This window comes from Providencia sp. PROV197 (assembly GCF_028479625.1).
Taxonomy (GTDB): Bacteria; Pseudomonadota; Gammaproteobacteria; order Enterobacterales; family Enterobacteriaceae; genus Providencia; species Providencia vermicola.
In genome coordinates this window covers 156604-181482 of the sequence record NZ_JAMPNZ010000022.1, presented here as the reverse complement: position 1 = coordinate 181482, position 24879 = coordinate 156604, and the positions used below count along the sequence as shown (strand labels likewise).

General features: G+C 42.8%; 19 protein-coding genes. 7 read left to right on the top strand and 12 right to left on the bottom strand.

The window, feature by feature from the left end; all coding sequences use genetic code 11:
• Positions 1-115 precede the first annotated feature (115 nt).
• A complete protein-coding gene (gene nlpD / locus PR808_RS13880; RefSeq protein WP_206086858.1) occupies positions 116-1189 on the top strand; it encodes a murein hydrolase activator NlpD in 1074 nt (357 codons plus the stop codon).
• A 54-nt stretch (positions 1190-1243) separates the two neighbouring features.
• Complete coding sequence (gene rpoS / locus PR808_RS13875; RefSeq protein ID WP_206086857.1) at positions 1244-2230, top strand: RNA polymerase sigma factor RpoS; 987 nt, start codon at positions 1244-1246, stop codon at positions 2228-2230.
• Between the two features lie 79 nt (positions 2231-2309).
• Here the strand turns inward: rpoS and miaE are convergent, their stop codons facing one another.
• Positions 2310-3074, bottom strand: coding sequence for a tRNA isopentenyl-2-thiomethyl-A-37 hydroxylase MiaE (miaE, locus tag PR808_RS13870; protein ID WP_206086856.1), 765 nt, complete (start codon positions 3072-3074; stop codon positions 2310-2312).
• Between the two features lies 1 nt (position 3075).
• Complete coding sequence (mutS, locus tag PR808_RS13865) at positions 3076-5643, bottom strand: DNA mismatch repair protein MutS (RefSeq protein ID WP_272539504.1); 2568 nt, start codon at positions 5641-5643, stop codon at positions 3076-3078.
• 335 nt (positions 5644-5978) lie between these two features.
• Here mutS and PR808_RS13860 point away from each other — a divergent pair, with 335 nt between their 5' ends.
• Both PR808_RS13860 and PR808_RS13855 read left to right on the top strand, forming a co-directional pair.
• Positions 5979-6143, top strand: coding sequence for a hypothetical protein (locus PR808_RS13860; RefSeq protein WP_206086854.1), 165 nt, complete (start codon positions 5979-5981; stop codon positions 6141-6143).
• 211 nt (positions 6144-6354) lie between these two features.
• Entirely contained in the window at positions 6355-6699 is a 345-nt protein-coding gene (locus PR808_RS13855; protein ID WP_272539503.1) for a hypothetical protein, read from the top strand.
• Between the two features lie 59 nt (positions 6700-6758).
• Here PR808_RS13855 and PR808_RS13850 read toward each other — a convergent pair whose 3' ends face one another.
• The 6 genes from PR808_RS13850 to PR808_RS13825 form a co-directional block, all read right to left on the bottom strand.
• A complete protein-coding gene (locus PR808_RS13850) occupies positions 6759-8078 on the bottom strand; it encodes a cytochrome c (protein WP_272539502.1) in 1320 nt (439 codons plus the stop codon).
• Positions 8079-8089: 11 nt separating this feature from the next.
• The gene (locus PR808_RS13845) at positions 8090-8656 is read right to left on the bottom strand and encodes a (2Fe-2S)-binding protein (protein WP_272539501.1); all 567 of its coding nucleotides are present in this window, start codon (positions 8654-8656) and stop codon (positions 8090-8092) included.
• Positions 8653-11571 (bottom strand): xanthine dehydrogenase family protein molybdopterin-binding subunit, encoded by a 2919-nt coding sequence (locus PR808_RS13840; RefSeq protein ID WP_272539500.1) that lies wholly within the window; start codon positions 11569-11571, stop codon positions 8653-8655. Before PR808_RS13840 ends, PR808_RS13845 begins: the two co-directional genes overlap by 4 nt.
• Positions 11572-11994: 423 nt before the next feature.
• On the bottom strand, positions 11995-13230 hold the full coding sequence (locus tag PR808_RS13835) for a cytochrome c (RefSeq protein WP_272539499.1): 1236 nt from the start codon (positions 13228-13230) through the stop codon (positions 11995-11997).
• Positions 13227-13778, bottom strand: coding sequence for a (2Fe-2S)-binding protein (locus PR808_RS13830; RefSeq protein ID WP_206086848.1), 552 nt, complete (start codon positions 13776-13778; stop codon positions 13227-13229). The genes PR808_RS13835 and PR808_RS13830 overlap by 4 nt, the downstream gene beginning before the upstream one ends.
• Positions 13775-16570: a xanthine dehydrogenase family protein molybdopterin-binding subunit gene (locus tag PR808_RS13825; RefSeq protein ID WP_206086847.1), complete on the bottom strand. Its 2796-nt coding sequence runs from the start codon at positions 16568-16570 to the stop codon at positions 13775-13777. The genes PR808_RS13830 and PR808_RS13825 overlap by 4 nt, the downstream gene beginning before the upstream one ends.
• A gap of 194 nt (positions 16571-16764) precedes the next feature.
• Here PR808_RS13825 and PR808_RS13820 point away from each other — a divergent pair, with 194 nt between their 5' ends.
• A complete protein-coding gene (locus PR808_RS13820; protein ID WP_272539498.1) occupies positions 16765-17328 on the top strand; it encodes a nucleotidyltransferase family protein in 564 nt (187 codons plus the stop codon).
• A gap of 8 nt (positions 17329-17336) precedes the next feature.
• Positions 17337-18350 carry an XdhC family protein gene (locus tag PR808_RS13815; protein ID WP_206086845.1) on the top strand — a complete coding sequence of 338 codons (1014 nt, stop codon included), beginning with the start codon at positions 17337-17339 and terminating at the stop codon, positions 18348-18350.
• A gap of 57 nt (positions 18351-18407) precedes the next feature.
• On the opposite strand, the gene PR808_RS13810 is transcribed toward PR808_RS13815, so the two are convergent.
• From PR808_RS13810 to gltS, 4 genes are all read right to left on the bottom strand, one after another.
• Positions 18408-18761 carry a RidA family protein gene (locus PR808_RS13810; RefSeq protein ID WP_206086844.1) on the bottom strand — a complete coding sequence of 118 codons (354 nt, stop codon included), beginning with the start codon at positions 18759-18761 and terminating at the stop codon, positions 18408-18410.
• A 2-nt stretch (positions 18762-18763) separates the two neighbouring features.
• Positions 18764-20005, bottom strand: a complete 1242-nt coding sequence (locus tag PR808_RS13805; protein ID WP_272539497.1) for a D-amino acid dehydrogenase — start codon at positions 20003-20005, stop codon at positions 18764-18766.
• 56 nt (positions 20006-20061) lie between these two features.
• A complete protein-coding gene (locus PR808_RS13800) occupies positions 20062-20970 on the bottom strand; it encodes a LysR family transcriptional regulator (RefSeq protein ID WP_272539496.1) in 909 nt (302 codons plus the stop codon).
• 185 nt (positions 20971-21155) lie between these two features.
• Positions 21156-22361, bottom strand: a complete 1206-nt coding sequence (gene gltS, locus PR808_RS13795; protein ID WP_206086840.1) for a sodium/glutamate symporter — start codon at positions 22359-22361, stop codon at positions 21156-21158.
• Positions 22362-23214: 853 nt separating this feature from the next.
• Between gltS and mdlC the strand changes: the two genes are divergently transcribed.
• On the top strand, positions 23215-24843 hold the full coding sequence (gene mdlC, locus PR808_RS13790; RefSeq protein ID WP_206086839.1) for a benzoylformate decarboxylase: 1629 nt from the start codon (positions 23215-23217) through the stop codon (positions 24841-24843).
• The last annotated feature ends 36 nt before the right edge of the window (positions 24844-24879 follow it).

The following is a 24879-nucleotide window of genomic DNA, read 5'->3' as shown; positions in this document are numbered from 1 at the left end:
TAACTTGTTCACTATTTTGTATTTCTGCTTTAATAAGTGAAATATTTTATGGTAACTCTATTACTGACATAAAACTGAATTGTCGCGTCAGATTTTTCTTCACGGGAGAAGAAGCATGAAAATTGTTAGCCCTATAAGCAGAATTCGATGGGCAGTCATCTTTTCATTTAGCGGAGCGCTATTGGCAGGGTGTTCTACGCCATATCATCCAGCAGCACCTATTTCGAGTGTGAATGATAGCCAATCGCGTCAGCCAGTGGCTCAAAGGACAACATCTACTGCGTCAAACAGCACAGGGATGAGTACGGCAATGCCGTCATCACGTCCAAACTTATCGAGTAATACGAATAATCAGCCGATAAACCGTACGTCAACGCCTGTAAATACAAGCAGCGATGGTCGTATTGTTTATAACCGTGATTATGGCAGTATTCCAAAAGGCAGTTATAGTGGGAATAGTTATACTGTTCAGCGTGGCGATACGTTATTTTATATCGCGTATATAACGGGTAATGATTTCCGCGAGTTAGCATCGAAAAACAATATACCTGAACCATACAGCTTAAATGTCGGTCAGGTAATTAATATTGGTAATACAAATGTGAACTCGAGCACGCAATTGGCGTCAAATTCATCAAATAGTCATCAGCAACCAGTTGATCTCCGAACAACTAATGAGTATCCTGCAAACAGTGGTGGTCAAACTTCGGGTAAGATGTTGCCGAATAATAGAAAACCTGCAACGCAAGTTTCTACAACAACGAATACGACTACTGCATCAACTGCTTCTACAGCAGCAAGTGGCACAAATAATTCGTCAATAAAATGGCGTTGGCCAGCAGAAGGGAAAATGATTGAAGGTTTCTCTGATGCCCAAGGCGGGAACAAAGGGGTGGATATTGCTGGTTCCCGAGGTCAATCTGTGCTCGCTTCTGCGCCAGGAAAAGTCGTTTACGCAGGTAATGCTTTGCGTGGATATGGAAATCTAATAATTATAAAACATAACGATGACTACTTGAGTGCTTACGCACACAACGATACGTTGCTTGTGCGCGATCAACAGGATGTAACTGAAGGTCAGAAAATAGCTACTATGGGTAGTACTGGTACAAGTTCAGTTAGACTACACTTTGAAATTCGTTACAAGGGAAAATCAGTAAACCCGTTGCGTTATTTACCGCAACGATAAACTGGGCAGAATGCTTTGACATTCTGTCCGCATTATCTAGGGTAGGAGTCACTGATGAGCCAAAGTTCGCTGAAAGTTAACGAGTTATATAATGACCTTGACGAAAGCAATTTAGACGACGCTTTTGATGAGAGTCAGTTTAAAGAAGAAGATCTGGTTTCTGAACAGGATGAAGAAATGGATTTACTCCAGAACACGAGTCAACGTGTTCTGGATGCTACCCAAATCTATCTAAGTGAAATTGGATTTTCACCACTCCTCACAGCAGAAGAAGAAGTTTTCTATGCTAGACGTGCACTGCGTGGCGATGTAGCTTCACGCCAGCGCATGATAGAAAGTAACCTTCGCTTAGTTGTGAAAATATCTCGCCGTTATAATAACCGAGGCCTTGCTTTACTCGATCTGATTGAAGAGGGTAACCTTGGGTTGATTCGTGCTGTTGAAAAATTTGATCCAGAAAAAGGATTCCGTTTTTCGACGTATGCGACGTGGTGGATCCGTCAAACGATTGAACGCGCCATTATGAATCAAACCCGCACCATTCGCCTTCCTATTCATATCGTAAAAGAACTTAATATCTATCTTCGTACTGCACGTGAATTAGCCCAAAAATTGGACCATGAGCCAAGCCCTGAAGAGATCGCTGAACAGCTAGATAAACCTGTTGAAGACGTCAGCCGTATGTTGCGTTTAAATGAACGAATTACATCTGTTGACACTCCAATTGCAGGGGACTCAGAGAAATCTTTGCTTGAGGTATTGTCTGATGATAATGATTCAGGCCCAGAAAATACAATTCAAGACAACGACTTAAAAGATAATATTGTTAAGTGGTTATATGAATTGAACCCAAAACAAAGGGAGGTTTTAGCACGTCGTTTTGGGCTTTTAGGTTATGAAGCAGAAACTCTTGAAGAGGTTGGGCGCGAAATTGGGCTCACTCGTGAACGAGTTCGTCAGATTCAGGTGGAAGGTTTAAGACGGTTAAAAGATATTTTACATGGCGAAGAACTGACATTAGAGTCGCTATTCAATATGTAGAGTGTTAATGAGATAAAAGATAAATAAGAATCCCTATAAGTGAAAGTTTATAGGGATTTTTTTATGACTAGACATAGCGTTAATTAATGGGAACACCGCTATGAAATTTAAAATCATTATCAGGCGTTGAAATTAATTCAGCTTCAATGATTCCAAAATAATTAACACGCTCAGTAATATCTTGTTTACTAATTAACTGAGCTAACTGCAAATAGTCTTGGTAATGTCGAGCTTCTGAGCGTAATAATGAAATATAAAAATTAGCCAGTTGTTCATCTAAATAAGGCGCTAATTTTGCAAACCGTTCACAAGAACGTGCTTCAATATAAGCACCAATAATCAGCTTATCGACTAAGGTTTTTGGATCGTGCGGATCGATATGGCTAAATAATCCTTTGGCATAACGGCCTGCAGTGATGCCATCATAAGGAATATTACGCTCGTGCATGATTTCCAACACTTGGTAAAAATGATGTAACTCTTCCTTGATGAGCAGCACCATTTTATCGATTAAATTTTGGCTATAAGGTGATTGTTTACGCGCCAGTATCTGTTTGGAAATCTGGTTTTTATTTCTTAAAGTGTGAACATCACCAATTCTATCGTAAGCAAAAGCCTCATAGGGTTTAAACCATTCGAGTAACGTAGCCGCACTGTCTTTATCCACGGCATATTTACGGATTAAAAATAGAGCACTTTGCGCGGCTTTTAACTCACACAATAAGTGGTCTTTAAGGATAATCGGTAAGTTTTCAGGCTGACTCGCTTTTTGCACCCATTCATCTGGGGTTTCACACTGTAAAAATTGCCGAATTGGTGCGAGTAACACCGCATACTCATCCATGTTAGTTATTCATATCCTTTAAACGATAAATCCAATCAAGGGCTTGGCGAGGTGTCAGCTTATCTGGGTCAATGCCATCCAGTGTGGTTAACACTGGAGAGGGTTCCGCCTCTTCCGTTGTTAAGAAACTCAGTTGTGCGCTATCGACATGACTCGCATTGGCATTATTCGAGATAATCTCTAGCTCTTTTAGTTTTTGCTTGGCGCGTTTAATCACCTCTTTAGGCACACCTGCTAACGACGCAACGGCAAGGCCATAGCTTTTACTGGCTGCACCTTCTTGAACATTGTGCATAAAGGCGATGGTATCACCGTGCTCAATGGCATCAAGATGGATATTTACGGCGCCTTCCAGTTTTTCAGGTAAGGTTGTCAGTTCAAAATAATGGGTTGCGAACAATGTCATTGCTTTGATTTTATTGACTAAGTTTTCAGCACAAGCCCATGCAAGAGAAAGCCCGTCATACGTTGAGGTACCACGACCGATCTCATCCATCAAGACCAAGCTGTGTTCGGTTGCATTATGCAAAATATTGGCTGTTTCAGTCATTTCCACCATGAATGTTGAACGACCAGAAGCAAGATCATCCGAGGCACCTACACGAGTAAAAATACGATCAATTGGGCCAATAACCGCTTTGCTAGCGGGCACAAAGCTACCGATATAGGCAAGCAAGGTAATCAGCGCAGTTTGACGCATATAGGTACTTTTACCGCCCATGTTTGGCCCTGTAATGATCAACAAACGGCGCTGTGGAGATAATGAAAGCGGGTTGGAAATAAACGGCTCACTTAATACTTGTTCAACGACTGGATGGCGGCCTTCTGTAATCTGAATACCTGCTTTTTCAGTGAGTTGTGGGCAGGCATAACCTAATGTTTCTGCGCGTTCAGCAAGGTTGGTTAAGACATCGAGTTCTGATAATGCCTCTGCACTGGTTTGTAACGCAGCAAGGTGTGGAAGTAGCATATCAAACAGTTCGTCATATAGCGCTTTTTCGATGGCTAATGCTTTCCCTTTAGAGGTTAGAACCTTATCTTCATACTCTTTGAGCTCAGGAATAATGTAGCGTTCAGCATTTTTTAAGGTTTGGCGACGTACATAGTGGATTGGCGTGAGATGACTTTGGCCGCGGCTGACTTGGATATAATAACCATGAACCGCGTTATAACCAACTTTTAAGGTGTCGATACCTAATTTTTCGCGCTCGCGAATTTCTAATCGGTCGAGGTAATCTGTCGCGCCATCGGCCAAAGCACGCCATTCATCGAGTTCGCTATTGTAACCAGGGGCAATCACACCACCGTCACGTACTAATACAGGGGGAGCATCGATAATTGCGGTTTCCAATAAACTTTGTAGTTCATCAAATTGCCCAATTCGGCTTTGTAGTTCTTTTAAATACGGGCTACTGGATTGGCTAAGAATTTGATGTATATCGCTATATTGCTGGAATGCATAACGCATACGAGTTAAATCACGTGGTCGCGCAGAACGCAGTGCAAGGCGAGCAAGAACGCGTTCTAAGTCACCAATTTGGCGTAAAAACGGTTGTAATTCAAAACCGTGTTCCTGCAAAGCGCTAATTGCTTGCTGGCGGTTATTCAATACTTGGATATTACGCAGTGGGGTATGTAACCAGCGTTTTAGCATGCGGCTACCCATTGGTGTTACGCACATGTCTAAAATAGAGGCGAGTGTATTTTCAGTGCCACCCGCAAGGTTTTGGGTGATTTCTAGATTACGGCGTGTTGCCGCATCCAAAATGACATTATCATTTTGTTTTTCCATCACAATACTGCGGATATGTGGTAGCGAAGTGCGTTGGGTATCTTTGACATACTGCAGCAAACAACCTGCAGCACGTAGGGCTTTATGGGCATTCTCTACGCCAAAACCGATTAAATCTTTGGTGCCAAATTGCAATCCAAGCTGTTGTTTTGCCGTATCCAGTTCATATTCCCATAATGGACGGCGACGTAAGCCTTTATTATGTTCAATCAAGGACATACTGGCGAAATCTTCTGGGTACAAAAGCTCTGCAGGGCGCGTACGCTGTAACTCGGCTTGCAGGGTTTCTTCATCAGAAATTTCGCTGATAATAAAGCGGCCTGACGTGATGTCTAGTGTGGCAAAGCCGTAGCCTTGAGCATCTTGCCATACTGCGGCGAGTAGATTGTCTTGGCGTTCATTTAATAATGCTTCATCGGTGATGGTGCCTGGTGTGACAATGCGTACCACTTGGCGCTCAACGGGGCCTTTACTGGTCGCTGGGTCGCCAATTTGTTCGCAAATCGCGACAGATTCGCCCATTTGCACCAGTTTGGCGAGGTAACCTTCGGCAGCATGGTGTGGTACACCCGCCATCGGAATGGGTTGACCCGCAGATTGCCCGCGTTTTGTTAGGGAGATATCCAGTAATTGTGAGGCTTTTTTAGCATCATCAAAGAACAGTTCGTAAAAGTCCCCCATACGATAAAACAGCAGTATGTCTGAATGTTGTGCTTTTAGTTTTAAATACTGCTGCATCATTGGTGTGTGGGATTCGAAGCTTTGCTTATCAGTCATAGTGTTGTCTGTTCTAGCGTATTGAGTTAACGAAGTTCTGTGAGCGAGTTTAACGTTCACTAAAGGGTATAAAATACCACAGATCCCATCAAATGAGAGTAGGCAAACGTGTTACGCATGGATTTATCTATGGTATTACGCCAAAGTGATAGAGGGCAACTTGAGTTTGGTGATAAAGAGTCTGAAATGTGTCGTTGTCTATTTAGACATTTATGACTCGCGTGCTATTCTTGCTAGAGTTTACTGTTCTAAATTTACATACTGATCAAATTAGCGTCATTAATATTAAACCACGATGATAAAATGCACTATCGCCCGTTTGAAGTGAGGCTACAATGAAAAAGAATGAATTAATTCAAGCAACAAAACCGACACGTATTCAAATTATTCGTGCAGTGACAACGTCTACAGCGATTGAAATAGGGCAGGAGCCTCGTCGTCTTGAGGAAGAATTGAAAACGAAACGTGAAAAGTTTGGACATTTGAAATTAGCAATTTAATTTGTTTTTAAGGCTTCGTTAATCCAATATTTCATTGGTTCATAGTTTAGTGGTTACAAGCCATTTTGTACTGCCATCGAGTAGGCGCGATAATAGCCTATTTTTCTCTATTTAGCCTTGATTAAAAAGCTGTTTGAGCTTGTTCCAAACGAATTAAAACCACAACTTGAATGGGCGGGACCATTGTGAGTAAAACCGAGAGGTGAGTAATATGGCGTTTATCGATCTCCCTGATGAAATTGATTTTTTAAGCTTTTTTGAAAGTGAGCCTATTCATCGGGATATTGAAGATGCGGTGACATTTGGCTATGAATTCAAACAGGGGAATATTCGTCTATTATTCTACTTTACGGCCTATGAAGGCTGTGTCTCCTTGATATTAAAGCAAGAAGATACGGACTTGCTTTCATTATATTTGAGTGAAATAACAAGAATTTCAATTACTGAAGATGAACGTGCATTGATCATTTGGCCAAAAGCAAATAGTGCCGAAAATAATTATTATGTGCAAGTTAGGCCAACAATCCTAATTAACAATAAAGGATATGCTGGATAATAATGTCTGTATTGTTGATTTTGTGAAAAAACGCCCCTTAATTTAAGAGGCGTTTTTTGTTATTGCATCGATTTTTTCAGTTTTTCAACTTGTTCGGCAGTAACGGGGGTGCCTTGGCCACCCCATTCGGCGCGTGCCCATGAAAGCAAATCAGCGATTTCTTTTGGGTCTAAATCATCGGCAAAGCTTGGCATGGCGTACATGCGTTGCCCATTGGGGAATGTGGTCGTCGGGATACCTGTTAATACTACGCTGATAAAGGTTTCAGGGCTATCCATGGCTAAAATAGCATTGCCTTTTAAAGCCGGAATACCATTCGGTACGCCTTCACCTGTAATGCCGTGGCAACCCGCACAAGTGGACATATACATCAAGCGACCCGTTTCCATTGTTGCGCCAATATCCGCGGTAGGTTGAGCATTGGCTTCAGGTAATGGCGCGGGTGGTGCTTTGGCGCCTAACACCTTTCCTTGTTTATCCGTCATCAAATAAATCGCCATGTCGTCGACATCGCTTTTCTTCATTTGGCTTGTGGAAAAATGTGTCACGGTGCTCATATCGGCAAATGCTGAGCCTTGAGGGGCATTACCTGTCAGTAAAAACTGGCTCAAAGACGCAGTGTCATAGCCATGTTTAGATAACGCTTGTGCAGTGATATCTGGAATTGCCAGACCCGCTTCTTCCCCCCCTTGTAATGAGCGAGAAAATTCGACGCCCATCATCAGGTTACGTGGTGAATGGCAGGCACCGCAGTGGGCAAGACCCTCCACGATATATGCACCTCGGTTCCATTGCTCAGAGCGCTGTGGGTCATGTGGCGCATTTTGTTTCGGGAAATTAAGCAGCGTCCAAAAGTTCATAAACGGGCGAACAGGTAAAACAAATACGCCTGTATTCTCTTTGTTGGGCACGGCCATTGGCGGCAAGGTCATCACATAGGCATACAACGCATCAATATCTTCTGAAGTAGTCATATGCGTGAAAACAAACGGCATGGCAGGGTAGAGGTTACCCCTCTCTTTGCCAATGCCATCTTTAAGCGCACGATGAAAATCGGCACGGGTATAGTTACCAATACCAAATTGTTTATCAGGAGTGATATTGGTGGAATAAATGGTACCAAAAGGTGTCCCGATAGCCCGTCCACCAGCGGCTAGAGGCCCCTCAGGTAAAGAGTGGCAACCAAAACAATCCCCTGCAATAGCCAGTTCTTGCCCGCGAGGTATTAACCTTGCGACTTCTTCCGAGGTGAGTGGTTTGTCTAAGTCAGGGCCAATGCTGGAGGTACGAAATGCACCAAACAGGATTGAAAGCATCAGTGCAGCAAATAGTACAATGATGATATAGAGCGTTTTACGTATGGAACGAGAGTTAGTCATCGTCGTTCTCCCTAATCAATTACGCAGCCAGGAGTGTCGAGGGCGACTTTTCTCACAGCTTCGTAGTAACGCACATACCCAGTGCAGCGGCAAATATGTTCATTTAGCGCCTCTTCAATGGCCTGTTCAAGGTCAGCCCGTTTAACTGGATTTTTCTTGAGCTTATCGAGGAATACGGTAGCGCCTGTCACAAAACCTGGGGCACAGTAGCCGCATTGGAACGAAAAGTTTTCGATAAAGGCTTGTTGGATCGGGGTTAATTCAACCACTTTACCTTGCTCATCCAGTTTTGCTTGCCCTTCAATAGTGACAATATTTTTGTTATTAAAGTAGTGTGCGCCAAAAATACAGGTACGGCTTTCAACAGTAGTGCCATCAGGTTGAATTTCCATGATGGTGCAGGCGTGGCAAATCCCCTGTCCGCAACCAAAGTGAGTTCCTGTTAGGTCTAGATATTCATGAAGGAACTCAATCATTGGCATCCCAACAGGGACGTCAATAGGGCCAATTTTTTGACCATTGATGGTTAAGGTTAATGGCTTGCGCTCAATAATCGGAACGGCATTTTTGATATTCATGAGAGGGCCTTTTTAATTTTATCTACCGTAATAGGAAATTCATAAAAACGTTTCCCTGTCGCGTGGGTGAGTGCGTTGCTAGTGGCGGGAAGGATAGGGATCATCCCTAGTTCTGCCATACCTTTCGGCGGCGAGGTTTCAGACAACGGAGGCAAATAATCGATGGTTTGCTGCCAAACGGCCACGTCTTTTGCACGGGGTAAAACATAGCGGTTAAAGTTCCACGTACCGTTACCCGGGCCATCTTCATACAGTGGCAGTTCTTCCATCAATGCATGCCCGATGCCCATTGCCGTACCACCTTGAATTTGCCCAGAAACCAGCTCAGGGACTATCATGGTACCGGGGTCCATAATCATATGATGGCGCATTACATCCACTTCTCCTGTCATAGTGTTGACGTTGAGCTCGACTAAGCAACACGCGGGAGTGACCGTTGTTGGGTCTGCTTTCGCACGTTGAGTCGGTGGGTAGTACGCCATTTTACGTTTGATAAAGTGGTAACCGCCTGTTGTCATTTGTTTTTTCAATTCATTTGGCGCACCATCACCATAACGAATGGATATGGCATCAAGAGGCAGGTTTTTTAGCCCCACGGTTGGAATATCAAAATCAGCGCGAGCCCATTGCCAGCTGGAATAACCATGTACTGCAATCCCCGTGATTAGTCCCATTTCATGGGCACGCTTGGCTAAAATATTGAAAGGGATGGGCTTCATACCACCACCTCCAATGCCATCGGGCCCCACTCGAATATCTGAAAACTCAACATTTAGACCGTTAAATGCACCGCCTCCAGGGCCTTCGCTCCAAATGCTTTTTGCCGCAGGCCATAAGGTATTTTCCAGTAAGAAGTGACCCGCTTGGCGTGTGCCAAAACCGATATAGTAGACTCCACTGGATGAGCTCATATCAGGGATTAACGCAGGTGTCCAATACGGGTCGCTTTTGGCAAGTTCGTCTTGTTTTTTCTGATCTGCCCAGCTGGTTTTTAACGGTAATTCAGCAAATTTGGTGACGCCAAACTCCACTACATCAGGAGCTTTACTGAGAGCTTGCCATACCATCACTTGTTGAGCAGTCGTTCCCCCTGTGCCGATTTCTTGCATGCAGTGGCGCATGGTCAGTTTACCGTCGGCATCAAATTCAAGGGAAAGGATGGTAGGTACGCCGCTAGAACCATACACTTGTTGAACTTGAGCAAAGCCAACACCGTACAGCTTGCCAGGGTTTTTGGCATCATATTCGGTTTTGTTTTTCTCACGATCTTGCCAAATCGGATGCTTTTCTGCCAAGTTCAGCATTTCCACATTGCGTGGGTCTCCTGCGATTACGCCACCTTGGGTATTCGGATAACCTTCTAAAATGGCGTTACGGCGGCGTAGCTCTATTGGGTCGATATTCAGGTTATGCGCTATTTCATCTACCATCAATTCAGTTACTGCCATGGATTGCAGCGACCCAAAACCTCGCATTGAACCAGCTTCAACCGCAGGCGTTGCCATGGCGAGCGCGGTTAAATCAGATTTTGGGAAATAATAAATAGATTGTGCACCCCGTACCGCAACATGAGAAACCGCAACGGATAAGTTTTCACGCCCTCCGCCATTGCAGTTATATGTGCCTTTTAAAACATCAAATTTCCCCGTTTTTTTATCGCCGATAATGGTCACGTCCATTTCAATCGAATGGCGCTTCATCCCCATTTGGAACTGTTCATAACGGTCATTAGCCATGCGCACAGGCAGGCCATCTGCGTAAAAACTGGCAACTAAGGCATAGAATGGAAAAACCGAATAATCTTTCGAACCATAGCCCACCGTTGAGCCTGTTAATAAAACAATGTTTTCAACAGGAAAGTGTTTGTTATTTTTCGATAATTCTGCCGCTGCATTGACGACACCTGCGGGAGATTGTGTCGCCGTCAAAATATGCAGAGTTTTGGTTTTGGCATCATACCATGTGTTGCAGTTATCAGGCTCCATGGCGCAAGGGTCGATGGATTGCGAAAAACCGTGGCGTTCAAGCACAAATTTGTCTGGGTTTTGGCGTGCTGCGGCAATTTCTTGCTCAATTTCCCGTGCGTAATCCATGGCTCTTTCTTGCTTATCAGGCCGTTGTTCTGCTTGATGAAGGGCTTGAATAAAGCCTCCACCACGATCTTTGCGAATAACAGGGGGAACGGTGATGGCATGTTTAGGGTCATAAGGAGGCCAAACAGGTGTATTGCCATCAAAACCGCCTTTAATCCCAGAATCCTGGTAAGGGGAGAAAATTGATGGGGAAAGCGGCGTTTCCCCACCAATTCGTACATAGCGGGCCGCCCCATAGTTTGCAGGTGGTTTAGGGCCTGTAACGGCGCCATATTTCACTGTATTCGTTGCAAAGCGCAACATACGCTGCGCTGCACTGTATTTATCAAAGTCTTGGTAAATCAAAATGGCAACTGGGTGGCCAATAATTGGTGCTGTTTCCCCTAACGGAACTAGCACATTGGTACCGTAAAAACCTTTGCCCATCCCTGTATCTTGGGGGATATTCAGGCCATCACGGATGAGGTCTTCTTGTAAGATGACTTTATCAGGCTGTAAGTTTGGCCCTAGCATTGAAATATCAATACCTTCAAATATTTTATCCGCATTGGTGGCTTTTAACATAAAGGCATAACTTTGTTTTTTTGGCCAGCCTGGAATATCTTTGGCGCGGTAATCACGGGCGAAGTTTTTTCTCCCCGTGACTTTTTCAACGCCATCCCAACGAAAACGCGCTTTACCATTTTGCCCAATCCAGTCGGTTTTCGGTGAATCTGAATCCAATTCAACCGCAAGGGCAAAAGGGAGTTTACCTACCATGACGGTAATCCCTGCGATGGTACCTAATTTAATAAAATTACGCCTAGAAATATGTCCCGTCATTATGTACTCCCAAATTTTATTATTAGGGGGATTTGCATTAGAGGTAGTAATAAATAATGTGTTTGTATAATTAAATATAAGATTATTTTATGACGAATAAATCAAATCACATTTAGATGGTTAATATGTGACTACTCAATAAGTTACATAAATAGTATGGGTATCTATAAAGGGTTATGGGAAATGAGTAAAGGGTTTTATACAAGAAAGTGAATAATCTTGGTGGAGTAATCTTAATTGGACAGTTTTAACAAAAATCACTGCCTAAAATTCATGTTGAGTTAATGGGGTAAAATCATTTTGATTATTTTTAAATAAATTCAATATATAATTAAATATATAACGATTCTATTTTTTGATTGTTATTAATTTTAATGAGAAGCCAGACTGACCGGTTCATTTTGTTAGTCTGGCTTTTTTAGGTTATTGACGTAAGGCTTTAACGTGTTCTGGCGTTACATCAGCAGGTTGACCACCCCATTCAACACGTAGAAAATTGACTAATTCGCTGATTTGTTGGTCGGTCAGCTTATTCGCAAAACCTGGCATGCTTTGTAGGCTTTGGTTATTTGGAAATTGTTGTTCTGGTAAACCATCCAAAATAGCATTAATCAGATTGGTACTGTCTACATCACGTAATGTTGAATTGCCTTTCATCGCAACGGCCACATTCGGTTTACCGCCACCATCGTAAGCGTGGCAGCCAGAACAAGTTTCTAAATACACTTGTCGGCCTTGTGGGTTACCTTCGCCCATTTTTAGTGGCAATGTGGTCGGTGGGTTGTCGCCCATCAGATAAGTGGCGATTGCGCTATTATCTTCAGGAGTTAAATGCTGTGAACTCAGGTAAATCACAGGGTGCATATCACTATAGGCTGAACCTTGTGGGGCGATACCCGTCATGAAAAATTGCTGTAAATCCTGTTTTGTCCAGCCACGTGCAGCGAGCGCCTCTGGCGTAATGTCAGGTGCGATAAAGCGCCCTAATGCACCACCTTTCATATAGTTGTCCAAATCCATTTCACCTAAAGCTCCCCTTGGCGTGTGGCATTCAGAGCAGTGTTCCAATACGTTAACTAAATATTTTCCACGTTGCCATTCAGGAGAGCTGCCTTGAGAGCTGTCTGGAAGCGGTTTATCGTTAAAAAATAGCAGGTTCCAACCAATCATTGCCATGCGCTGATTTAGCGGGAAAGGCAATGAGTTTTCGGGTGGTGCAACATCCACTGCTGGGCGGCTCATCAAGTAGCTGTAAATTGCATCGGAGTCTTCTCGGGTTATACCTTTGTAGGAGGTATATGGCATCGCAGGGTAAAGGTGTTTACTCGGCGGTGAGATCCCTTGAGTAAGCGCCTTATAAAACTGATCTTTTGTCCAGCGGCCAATCCCAAAATCTGCAGAAGGGGTCAAGTTACTGCTATAGATGGTACCAAAAGGCGTATCAAGGGGAAATCCGCCCGCAAGTGGTGCGCCGTTAGTGCTGGTATGGCAAGCTGCGCAGTCGCTAGCGAGAGTCAGGTAGCGACCTCGTTCAATTTCTTGGGGAGTTGAGGTCACTTTTTGAGCGGGACCATCCAATGTACGGCTTTCATACCAGTAAAGTACAGCCCAAACGACGATAATTATCGCAATCAGCCATAAAATGATTTTTTTGATCATTTGATTGCCTCCTTGATAAGCCCAGGAGTGGCAAGAACAACTTCTCGCACCGCATCATAATAACGAACGTAGCCTGTACAACGGCAAATATGGTTGTTCAGAGCCTGCTTAATGGCTTCCTCTAATTCTTCCTCTTTAATTGGGTTACGTTGAAGTTCCTCAATAAAAACGGTTGCTGCATTGACAAAACCAGGAGTGCAATAGCCACACTGGAAGCTAAAATGCTCAATAAAAGCTTGTTGCACAGGGGATAATTTCACATCCCCATTTTCCGCTTTAGTTGCAGCCCCCTCAATGGTACGAATGCTTTTGTTGTTAAAAAAGTGAGCGCCTGTGATGCAGGTGCGGATCTCTTCACTGGTACCTGAAGGGTGGTCTAAGATCACCACGCAGGCGTGGCAAATACCTTGACCACAACCTAGACGTGAACCCGTTAAATCAACATATTCATGAAGGAAATCAATCATCATGAGGCCTTCAGGTACATCCATTGGCCCATAAGATTGACCATTAATGGTTAATGTCAGCGGAAGGAAATTTAAGCTCATGATAATACCTCTTGAATGTCTTTAGCTCGCACAGGGAGGTGCAAGAAATGGTGGCCAGTTGCATCGGCGATAGCATTGACGATAGATGAAACCACAGGGATCATCACTACCTCAGCAACCCCTTTTGGGGGATCGGTTTCTGAGAGTCCTGGTAGGATTTCACTGGTCTGCTGCCAAACTGCAACGTCACTGGCGAGTGGAAGATGGTAACGGTTGAAGTTCCATGTTCCATTACCAGGGCCGTCTTCATACAGAGGTAAATATTCATGGAGGGCATGACCGATACCCATTGCGAGACCACCTTGGATTTGCCCTGAAACCAGTTGTGGAACGATTAAATTACCGCATTCCACAACGGTGTGATGGTCAAGTAATTCAACTTGCCCCGTGGCTTTATCAATGGACAATTCTGTGACAGTCGCTACTGCACTGTAGTAGGTTACACCTGCGTTATTTCTTTGCGTATCAGGGTAATAGGCTTTTTCACGATGACAGACTTGGTAATCCTTTTCAGCAAAACGCAACGCGAGCCCATCGACGGGTAAGCGGCGCATTTCGCCTTGAATGCTAAAATCGGCTTCAGCCCATTGCCAGCGGTTAAATACGTGGCTAACTGCACCTGTCACACCCCCCATTTCAAAGGTGCGATCGATTAATCGCTGTAAACTTAACACCTCTAATCCATCGGCAGTTAGCCCTTCAGCAACCCAGCGTGCATCTTCGCGGCGTACAACTAATGGTGCGGCTTGCCCTCCGCCAATGCCCTCTTGCCAAATTGACATTGCAGCTGGCCACAGTCCATGTTCGAACACGAGTCGAGCCGCTTCTTCTGTACTGTGGGTAAAGTAGTATGCGGAATTACTGGCACTTGACGGTGAGCAATAATTTGGCGTCCAGAGTGGGTTTTGCGCTAAGCGGTCTTGTTCTTCCTGTGCCATGGCAAACGGGTTACCCGTTGATATCATAGGCAAAATCGACCAGTCAGCTACAGAAAAGTGAGCAAGTTCAGCGGGTTTTCCAAGCCATTTTGCGCATACAACGGCTTGAGAGGTAGACATGCCCGTTCCCATTTCAGCCCCACTGTGGTAGATGGCAATTTTGCCTTCTCGCGTTAGCTCTACACGAGCAAATGACGATTCCGCGCCTGTCCCAAAGTCTTTTTGCACACAGGAAATCCCTGTACCAAAAAATTTCCCACTATTTTTGGCTTCGTAATCGGCTTTGCGTTTGGCCCTTTCGGTCCACATCGGGTGAGCTGCGCAGCGCGTTAATACTTCATCGGCACGGATCGCGCCGCCCGGGATTGCCCCTTGGGTATTTTTCATCCCTGATTTGATTAGATTGTTTAGGCGAAATTCAATGGGGTCAGCCTTGAGCAGCTTCGCAGCTTCCTCCATTAACATATCGGTAGCAGCCATGGCTTGCAGTGTGCCGTAACCTCGAGCAGAGCCAGCATCGACCGCTCGTGATGCAATACCAACTGCAGAAAGGTCACTACGAGGAATATAATAAATCGCCTGTGCTCCCGTGGCACCAACCATCACAACGGATGGTGTAAAGTTACAGCGTCCACCGCCATCACCAATAAATGAGGCGCTGAGAGCTTCAATTTTATGTGTTTTCTTGTTGACGGCTAATGTGTAATCCATATCGAAAGCGTGGCGCTTGATACTGGATTGGAATTGCTCATAGCGGTCATTAGCTAGGCGAATAGGTACGCCATCGCCATATAGTGTTGCCATGGCGCCATAATAAGGGAATGGGGCGTGGTCTTTTGAACCATAACCCACTGTAAAACAAGGATGTAGGAATATTTGCTTAATTGGGAACGTTGATTTAGCCAGCATTTCAGGCAACGATGCCGCCACTTCTTGTGGTGACTGAGTTGGGATCACAAGGTGGAATGATTGCGTTTTTGCATCATACCAACCATTGGCATTATCAGGCTCTAATGCAGCGGTATCAATGGATTGAGTTGAATATTTGCGTTTAATGACTAACCAGTCTTCAGGGGGATTTTCCAATTGTTTGGCTAGCGCATCGGCAAAAAACATACCTTCTTCATCCAGTTTTCCACCTTCACGGCCTTCAGGCCATACGGGAAGATGTTTTTTCATCCCAATGGGTGATATCGGCATGTCTTTCATACTGGAATAAATATCTGGGTCGTAAGGGTTTTCACTTCCAATACGTACTCCACGATAGGTGCCCCAAGGGTCACGTTCTAATGGCCCTGTAAATGCACCATATTGAATAATATCATCGTGGAATTTAAGCGTTTCTTTGGCAAAGCGGAATTTTGCAAAGTCATGGTAAATGAGCAGTGCCACAGCTTGGCCTAAATAGGCAGGGGTTTTCCCTTCGGGAAGAAGCAAGTCTTCTCCGTAAAACTCAGGGAAAGCAACACCGTCTTTTTCTAAGTCACTTGCCGTCACAATGCGGTCTGGCATCAAGCCATCGCTGAGCCTATCGAGGTTAAAACCTTGGTAAATTTTGTCCGCTTGGGTCACTCTGAGTAAAAATGCGTGGCCTTGTTGTTTTGGCCAGTGGGGAATATCCCGTGCTCGGATGTCTCTGGCGAAAACTTTTTCACCTTGCACTTTAGAAAAGGCATCAATACGAAATTTTATTCGCTTATCAACGGGGTTCCAGTCTGGGGACTGAAGAATTTTTTCCTCAAATAGCACATCAAAAGCGCGGCTATATAAAGGGGCGAGATACACTGAAATTCCAGCAACAACGGCACATTTTAGAAAGTGTCTGCGGGAGAGTTCGACATTGCTTTTGCTCATAATAAACCCTTACACTTATTATATTACATCTATATTGTTTTATTTATCATTACTCTGAAAATTATTACATACTGATTCAAATATTGTCTAATTGTGAATGGTTGGCAAGCTACTATTAACAATAACTTGTTATCTTATTGAATATCCCTTATTTATTAGAGCATAAATAAATATACGTCTGAATAATTACAATTATGAATATTGGCATATTAATATTAGCAGCTGGTCGCAGCCAGCGTTTTAAAAATGCAGGTGGAAAAGGCAGTAAATTGAATCTTCTATTAGGTGAACAAACTGTTTTTGAAAAAACACTTTTAAATTCAATGGATAGCAAGCTTGCTGTTCATGTTGTAACCAGGCCTGATAATGAGGGGGTTATTCACAGTTGCTTACAATATAATATTCCATTCTCATTGTTGGATAGTGATGGATTAGGCGAATCTATAGCGTTGGGCATTAAAAATACATCTTATTTAGATGGTTGGTTAATTCAATTAGCGGATATGCCTTATATAAGTAGCAGTCTACTCCTCTGTGTTGCCAATAACCTCAATCACCATTCGCTCGTTAGACCTGTATATGGTGGATTGCCTGGTCATCCAGTGGGAATATCTGCAAAGTATTATTCAGAATTAATTAAATTAGCAGGGGATGAAGGGGCAAAATCAATATTACGTCACAATTTTGTTTATGAATTAGAGATAAATGATGAAAGTGTTATTAAAGATATTGATTATCCAATAGTTGATAATGAATAGGAGTAAGTATGCTGCGTGAAGATGTTTTTGTTATCTCTCAAGCCCTTTCTTGGATAAAAGAAGAGCCCATTTGGTTGTGTACTGTGCTGAGTACGTATGGTTCTTCTCCTCGCAGCCCAGGGTCGCTCCTTGTCGCAAAAGCGGATGGCCAGTATGTTGGTTCTTTGTCAGGTGGTTGTATTGAGGAAGATTTTATTCAGCGTATTCAAGATGCGAAATACCTAAATGGTAGTCAAATTGTTCGCTATGGTCGCGGTGGATTAGAGGCGAAAGTGAATTTGCCTTGTGATGGTAGTTTAGATGTTTTAATTGAATATTTACCTAAGAGTGACGAAAGTGTTAGTTATCTCACTGAAATACATCAAGCACTGTTAGGATATACCGCAATTAATAAAAAAATCATCTTGCCCCAACGCGGTGAAATTAGTACAGCCAATAATCAACAGATTCCAACCCAAATAGAGCGTGTTGGTGATGACATTCAATTTTATATTGCCGCACCACCACGGTTAATTATTGCAGGGATCTCGAATGTTGGGATTTATTGTGCAAGTTTTGCGGCAACATTGGGGTTCGAAGTGATCATTTGCGAGCACCGTGAGGATGAATTAGGGCGTTTTTCTGGGCAGCTTTCTAGCCAGTTTGAGGTGATTAAATTATTTCCTGCCCGTTATTTAGAGTCCCAAAGTTGTACGCCAAATACGGCCATTGTTTCTTTAACACATGATCCTCGTATTGATGACCTAACATTGATGGAGGCTGTGAATACCCCTGCGTTTTATATTGGTGCAATGGGGTCAAGCCGCACAAGTGCACGTCGACGTGAACGGTTATTGGGCGCTGGCGGAATGTCATTGGCGGAAATCGACCGTATTCACGCGCCTATTGGTATTCCAATTGGTAGCAAAACGCCGCCTGAAATTGCGTTAGCGATAATGGCAGACATTGTCGCATACAAAAATGGTGTGAAAGGCCAGAACGATAAACAAATAAAAAATCATTTATCGGCGGTAAATCAATAGGTTAAAGTTTAAGATAGGGCGGCCAGTTTATCGCCCTGTCTTTAATGATATCTGATGTTATCGTTGTACAGCAGTCACCATGATTTCTACAAGTACTTGTTCCCGCGCCATATTCGCTTCAACAGCTGCTCGTGCTGGGCTGTGCTCAACAGGCATCCAGCTTTCCCAAACCGCATTAAATGCAGCAAAGTCCCGATGCATATTTTTAATCCAAACTTGAGCGGATAAAATGCACGTTTTATCGCTTTGACTTGCTGCTAATAATGCATCAATTTTATCAAGAACGTCTTGAGTCTGTTGTGTAATGTCACCCGTTAAATCGCTAGGAACTTGGCCAGATAAGTACACAAGGCCACCAAACTCAACACTGTCTGCTAGGCGTGGCTTTGGATTATTTCGTTTAATACTCATATTTACCTCGTTAATCCTGCAAGAGAAATGGGGGATGTTTTTGTCGTAATCAATTGACTTAATATTTCTGCACTGCCCGCAGCTAGAGTAAACCCTAAACTACCATGGCCAATATTTAACCAAAGGTTTTTATAGGTAGTTTTTCCTAATAGTGGAGGGCCCTTTGGTGTTGATGGCCGTAACCCATACCATGCAGGGGCATCATCCACTTTAGGTAAATGTGGAAACGTTTTTTTCACAATGTCCTTTAAGGCATTCACGCGGTTATCGCGCAGCCCTGAATCATCATAACCAATATCGACCATGGCAGCGATGCGCAGTTGGTCATTCAATTTGGCATAAACAATTTTATTACCATAATCAGTCACATTCATCTTAGGGACACAATGCTCAGCTTGTGGGTATTCAACGCTAAGACTATAACCTTTTAAGCCTAACATAGGGACATCAATTCCCAGCGGTTTAAGTAATTCTCGGCTGCCGTTGCCAGCACAAACAATAACCTCATCAGCCTGAATATTTCCCTGGTGAGTGACTATTCCAGTAATGCAATTATTGTGTTGGGTAAAGGATTTGACACTACGTTGCAAGCAGAGAGTAAACTGTGGCTGCGTGTTTAAATATTGCAGCACGTTTTTGCAAAATAAATAACAATCGGCACTTTCATCATCAGGGGCATAAATTGCGCCAACGAGCTGTGATTGGATATGTTTTAGAGAGGGTTCTAACTCAGTAATTTCAGCGGGCGTTAAGATTTTTTGAAATTGACTATCAGCCGTTTCACACGCTTTTTGAAAGCTTTTTTTATCGCGATGAATAATTAATTTCCCTGATTTTTCCCAAGCAAAGTCAGCGATATCACCATTTTTCCGCCACATATTCATTATGTTTTGGCTTAATAGTGATAAGCGCAGAATATGTGCACCATTGATTTTATTGGTTTTACGGTTACACGCTAGGGTAAATTGCGCTAACCATGACCATTGCTGAATTGATGGGGTTATTTTCAGATTCAACGGGGAGTCGTTTTTCCCCATCCAGCGCAGCCCTTGTAAGGGAACGCCAGAATCGGCAAGTGGCGAAACATAGCGGTAACTCAGCTGCCCACCGTTAGCAAAGCTGGTTTGCATTCCGACATCTGAATCAGATTCAAGCAAGGTGACGGTTTGACCCGCTTTAATTAACGCGTATGCGGTGCTTAACCCAATCACACCCGCTCCAATAATCACCACATGTTTAGCCATAATATTCCACAACCTATAATAATGTAGGAATGAATATTTAACGGCGAATAGGCTAACTAAACAATTGAGTTTTCATTACCAGAGTATAACTTTTGGTTAACGACTTTATTCCTTTTTTCGAGAGTTAACGCTAATGTATTGACGTAATTTTGTGCGGCTTTGGTTAATGGTTTATCTGCACGGTGGAAAACAGAAACCGCTAATCGCAGTCCTTCTTTTAACGGATAGATCATCGATTCTGGTAGTGTGTGTTCTGCTGAGAAAATATCCGTAATGCTGCAACCTAACCCTGCTTGAACAAACTCGGCAGCCATATGGTAAGTGTGTACGCTGATATTTGATTCAGCGAATTGATGACGCTTTTGTAAAAGCTGAGACAATGAATCAGAGCCAGGATGGATCCAACGTTCTTGGTCAATATCAACTAAGGAAACGGGGGTGTGTAATGGTGGCTGACTGTCAACATAGACTAAGGGAACATCAGCAATTGGCAGCACAGTAATCCCCCCTTCGATTTCAAGATTAAAGCCAATACCAATGTCCAAATCTTGCTGTGTTAATAATTGCAGAATATCTGTTGTGTGGTGGGTTCCAATCGTGAGTTTTATATTGGGATGTTTTTTAATAAACAGGGCGGTGACTTCGGGTACTAGGTTTAACCCTAGGCTTGGCAAACAGCCGATAGCTAATTTACCTTGCGGATTACGGGATAAATTTTGTGCTAAAATTCTGAGCTTATCTAAATTTTGATAAACTTCTTTTGCCTCTTCAAACAATAAATTCGCTTCATCTGTAGGGATTAGTTTTCCTCTAATTCGTTGAAATAAAACCAATCCAAGCTGCTGTTCTGCATGTTTTAACGCTTTACTCGCCGCGGGTTGAGAAATATGAAGGACTTCTGCCGCTCGTGTTAAAGAACCACAAGTCATGACTGCGTAAAATATATCAAGATGCCGTAATTTCATGCTATGAAACCTACCATTTTTGTTTATCAAGGTATTTTACCGAATTAATCCTATTTAATCCGATGCGGTCGTCATTTTGTGATGGGATACGAGAAAAGAATTTTTTGCATAAGGAGATACTTTAACGAGAAAGGAAAATGCCAGTCTATATCTTTTGGTTATAAACTGGCACTTTATAAAGTAGGTTAGGCGAAATAGGTACCTATTTCGATGAATATTTTAATTAAGATACTGTTTGAAATATCCACGATAAATGCCCCCACCATTGGCACGACTAAGAAAGCTTTATGGGACGGGCTAAATGCTTTTGTGACGGTTTGCATATTTGCAATAGCAGTAGGCGTTGCCCCCATACCGAATCCACAATGTCCCGCGCTAATCACTACCGCATCATAGTCTTTGCCCATCATCTTAAAGGTCACAAAGCAGGCGAACAGCACCATAACTACAGTTTGCACAGCAATAATTAATAAAACAGGGCCTGCCATGCTGGCTAATTGACCGAATTTTAAAGACATCAATGCCATCGCTAAGAATAATGACAAGGCAACGCTACCAAGAACATCAACGGTAGGCTCAAACACTTCATGTTTAAATACATGCGTTAATACATTTCGGATGATAATACCGACAAATAAACACCAAACGAAGGTCGGTAATTGCAGAACTGTATCTTTGAATAAGGCACTAATATACCCACCAACAACAATACAGATAATCAGCATTGAGATAGTTTCAATGACATTGTTGGCATTGATTTTACGTTTAACGCTAGGTTGTTCAAATGCTTCAACAATCGTTTCTTTTTCTAATTCAGTGGCTTTTGGGATTGTCACTTTTTTCAATAAATGGCGAGCTACTGGACCACCAATTAAACCACCCAATACTAAACCTAAAGTAGCACATGCCATCGCTAATTCAACGGCACCTGTAACACCATATTTATCGGCTAATACTGGCCCCCAAGCCCCCGCATTTCCGTGGCCACCCGTTAAGGTGATTGAACCCGCTATTAAGCCAATAAATGGGCTCTCATTTAGCATGACAGCCATGCCCATACCCACAGTATTTTGAATTGCAATTAAAATGGTGACGGCGATAGTTAATAATACCAGTGGCTTGCCGCCTTTTATTAATCGTGAAAAATCCGAACTTAGCCCAATGGATGAGAAGAAGGTGATCATCAGAATACTTTGTAAGGATGCATCGAAAGTAAAAGAATACCCTGCAGTTTTATCGATAATCAATAAAATAATGGCCACAATAAAACCGCCAACAACGGCTTCAGGAATATGGTTTTTCTGTAAAAAGGGCGTGTATTTAACAACAAACATCCCAATCAATAGCGCTAAACAAGCGACTAATAATGTGTAGCTGGCATCTAAAATCATTATTTTACCTCAAATAAGCTTACCAGAGCTTCTTTTATCGTTATTTAACATTAATGATAAATTAAGCTACTTTGCGCAACCTTTGTTTAACAATGAGTTTTGTTTGGGTATCTATAACCTTTAGTTAACTCTAGGCTGTGTATTAGGCAGGATGAAAATATGGTATTTATTAAGCGAAAATCGCGAGAAGTAGCGTGAATAGCAGGTTTCCAAAGAACTTATTTATTTGAAGGTGGCGATATAACAATGAAATTTAAACGGATGTACCTGAACGCCATGCAGCATAAGTAATTATAAGAAATGTGATGTACAACATAAAAGAAAATAGACAGGTAGGAGTGGAATATGGGGCACATAATCTATTTTTGATGCATTGTACAAATTTTGTCGAAAGTGTCGTCTAAAAAACCATCGACAATTAAGTGTCAGGTATTTTATTAACCTCTTGATTTTAAGTAATACACATCAATCTTTTATCGATGATAAATTGTGGATGGTTACTTTTAAATGGAATAAGTACAAATATAATAAACAAACGTTATTTGATAATTTTGTTTCAGGCTTATATTTGGTTTATTTTACCATCTTATTAAGGCCATCGAATTTGGCTTGTTTATTAATAGATTGTTTTTATAAGATTATTATTATTTAAATTGTTTTAAACCCATATAAAAGTCAAATTTACTCGGATATCTCGTCAGTCAATTGTTTGCTATGATGGCCTAATTACAATAGGTTAGGTTATATTTAGGTTGTTTAATCATGCAGTGGTGTGCAAATCTAAAAGCATATCTTTAATTCAAAATTTCTTTTTTATTAGGTGTTTTTAATGTTGTTTTATGGAGTGTTTTAAATGCAAAAAACGATCCGCCAAGTCACCTTTGATTTATTACGTAAGTTGGATATTACAACCGTTTTTGGGAACCCAGGTTCAACAGAAGAAACATTCTTGAAAGATTTCCCAAGTGATTTTCGTTATATCCAAACCTTGCAAGAAGCCTCCGCTGTCGCTGCCGCTGATGGTTATGCTCAAGGAATGCGTAAGGTTGCAATGGTCAACGTACATACTTCTGCAGGTTTAAGCAACGCCATGAGTAATATTTTGACGGCATATATGAACCGCACGCCATTAATCATTACAGCGGGGAACCAAACGCGAGAAATGTTATTAATGGAACCTTGGCTTACCAATATTGAGCCAGAAACCTTACCGAAACCGTGGGTAAAATGGAGCTATCAGCCAGTACGTGCAGAAGATGTCCCCGCGGCTTTTATGCGTGCTTATGCGATGGCGCTGCAACCGCCTGCAGGGCCCGTATTTTTGTCAATCCCGCTGGATGATTGGGACAAACCTGCATTAGCACAAGAGGCAGTCGTTCGTTCAGTGCCACAGCGTATTGGTTATGATCCTGTTCGATTACAAGAGTTTGCCACTGCGTTATCTAATGCAAAGAATCCCGTGCTAATTTATGGTTCCGCCATTGCTCGAGGGCAAGGGTGGGATATCGGCATTAAGCTTGCAGAGAAATTAAATGTCCCCGTGTGGGCGGCGCCTGCTTCTGAACGCCCGCCATTCCCTGAGACGCACCCGTTATATGCAGGCGGGTTACCTTTTGCGACTAAACCATTATCTGAAAAACTGGAAGGACATGACTTAGCCATTGTTATTGGTGCGCCAGTATTTAGATATTACCCTTATGTTGCAGGGAGTTATATTCCTGAAAAGTTGCGATTATTGCATATCACGGATGACCCCATAGAAGCTGGGAGAGCCCCTGTTGGCGATAGCTTATTAAGTGATGCGGTGCTTGCTCTAGAAGGGTTAATCAACTTAGTTGCACCGCGTGCTGCATCAAACAGTGTGGTGAAACAGCCTCATGGTTTGGCGCCGCACCCAGCAGCACCTGAACAAACGAGCCAGAGCTCAATATTGAGTGCAACAGAGTTATTTCGCACGTTAAGGGAAGTTTCACCGAAAGAGACTGTCTTAGTAGAAGAATCACCTTCAAACCTAGGTGAGCTTCATCGTGAATGGCCAATTGAATCCCCTGATTCATTTTATACATTTGCAAGCGGTTCATTAGGTTGGAATTTACCTGCAAGTGTGGGGATTGCATTAGCAGAAAGGGATAGTGGGCGTCATCGCCCAGTGATGGCCATTATTGGAGATGGCTCCATGCAGTACTCTATTCAAGGTTTATGGAGTGCAGCGCAGCAGAATTTACCAATTGTGTTTATCATTGTGAAAAACAATGAATATGCAATTTTAAAATCATTTGCGGTATTGGAAGAGACCCCAGGCGTGCCAGGGCTTGATATTCCAAACTTAGATATTGTGGCTTTAGGTAAGGGGTATGGTTGCACTGCGGTGAGAGCTGAAACGGTGGAGGATGTGAAAAAAACGTGTGAAGAGGCGTTTAAGCGTAATGGGCCGACGGTAATTGAAGTCCCTATTTTGCCTTCAATTCCACCACTCATTTAATGTTAGTGACTTTATTGGATAGCTCCTCGTTAGGGG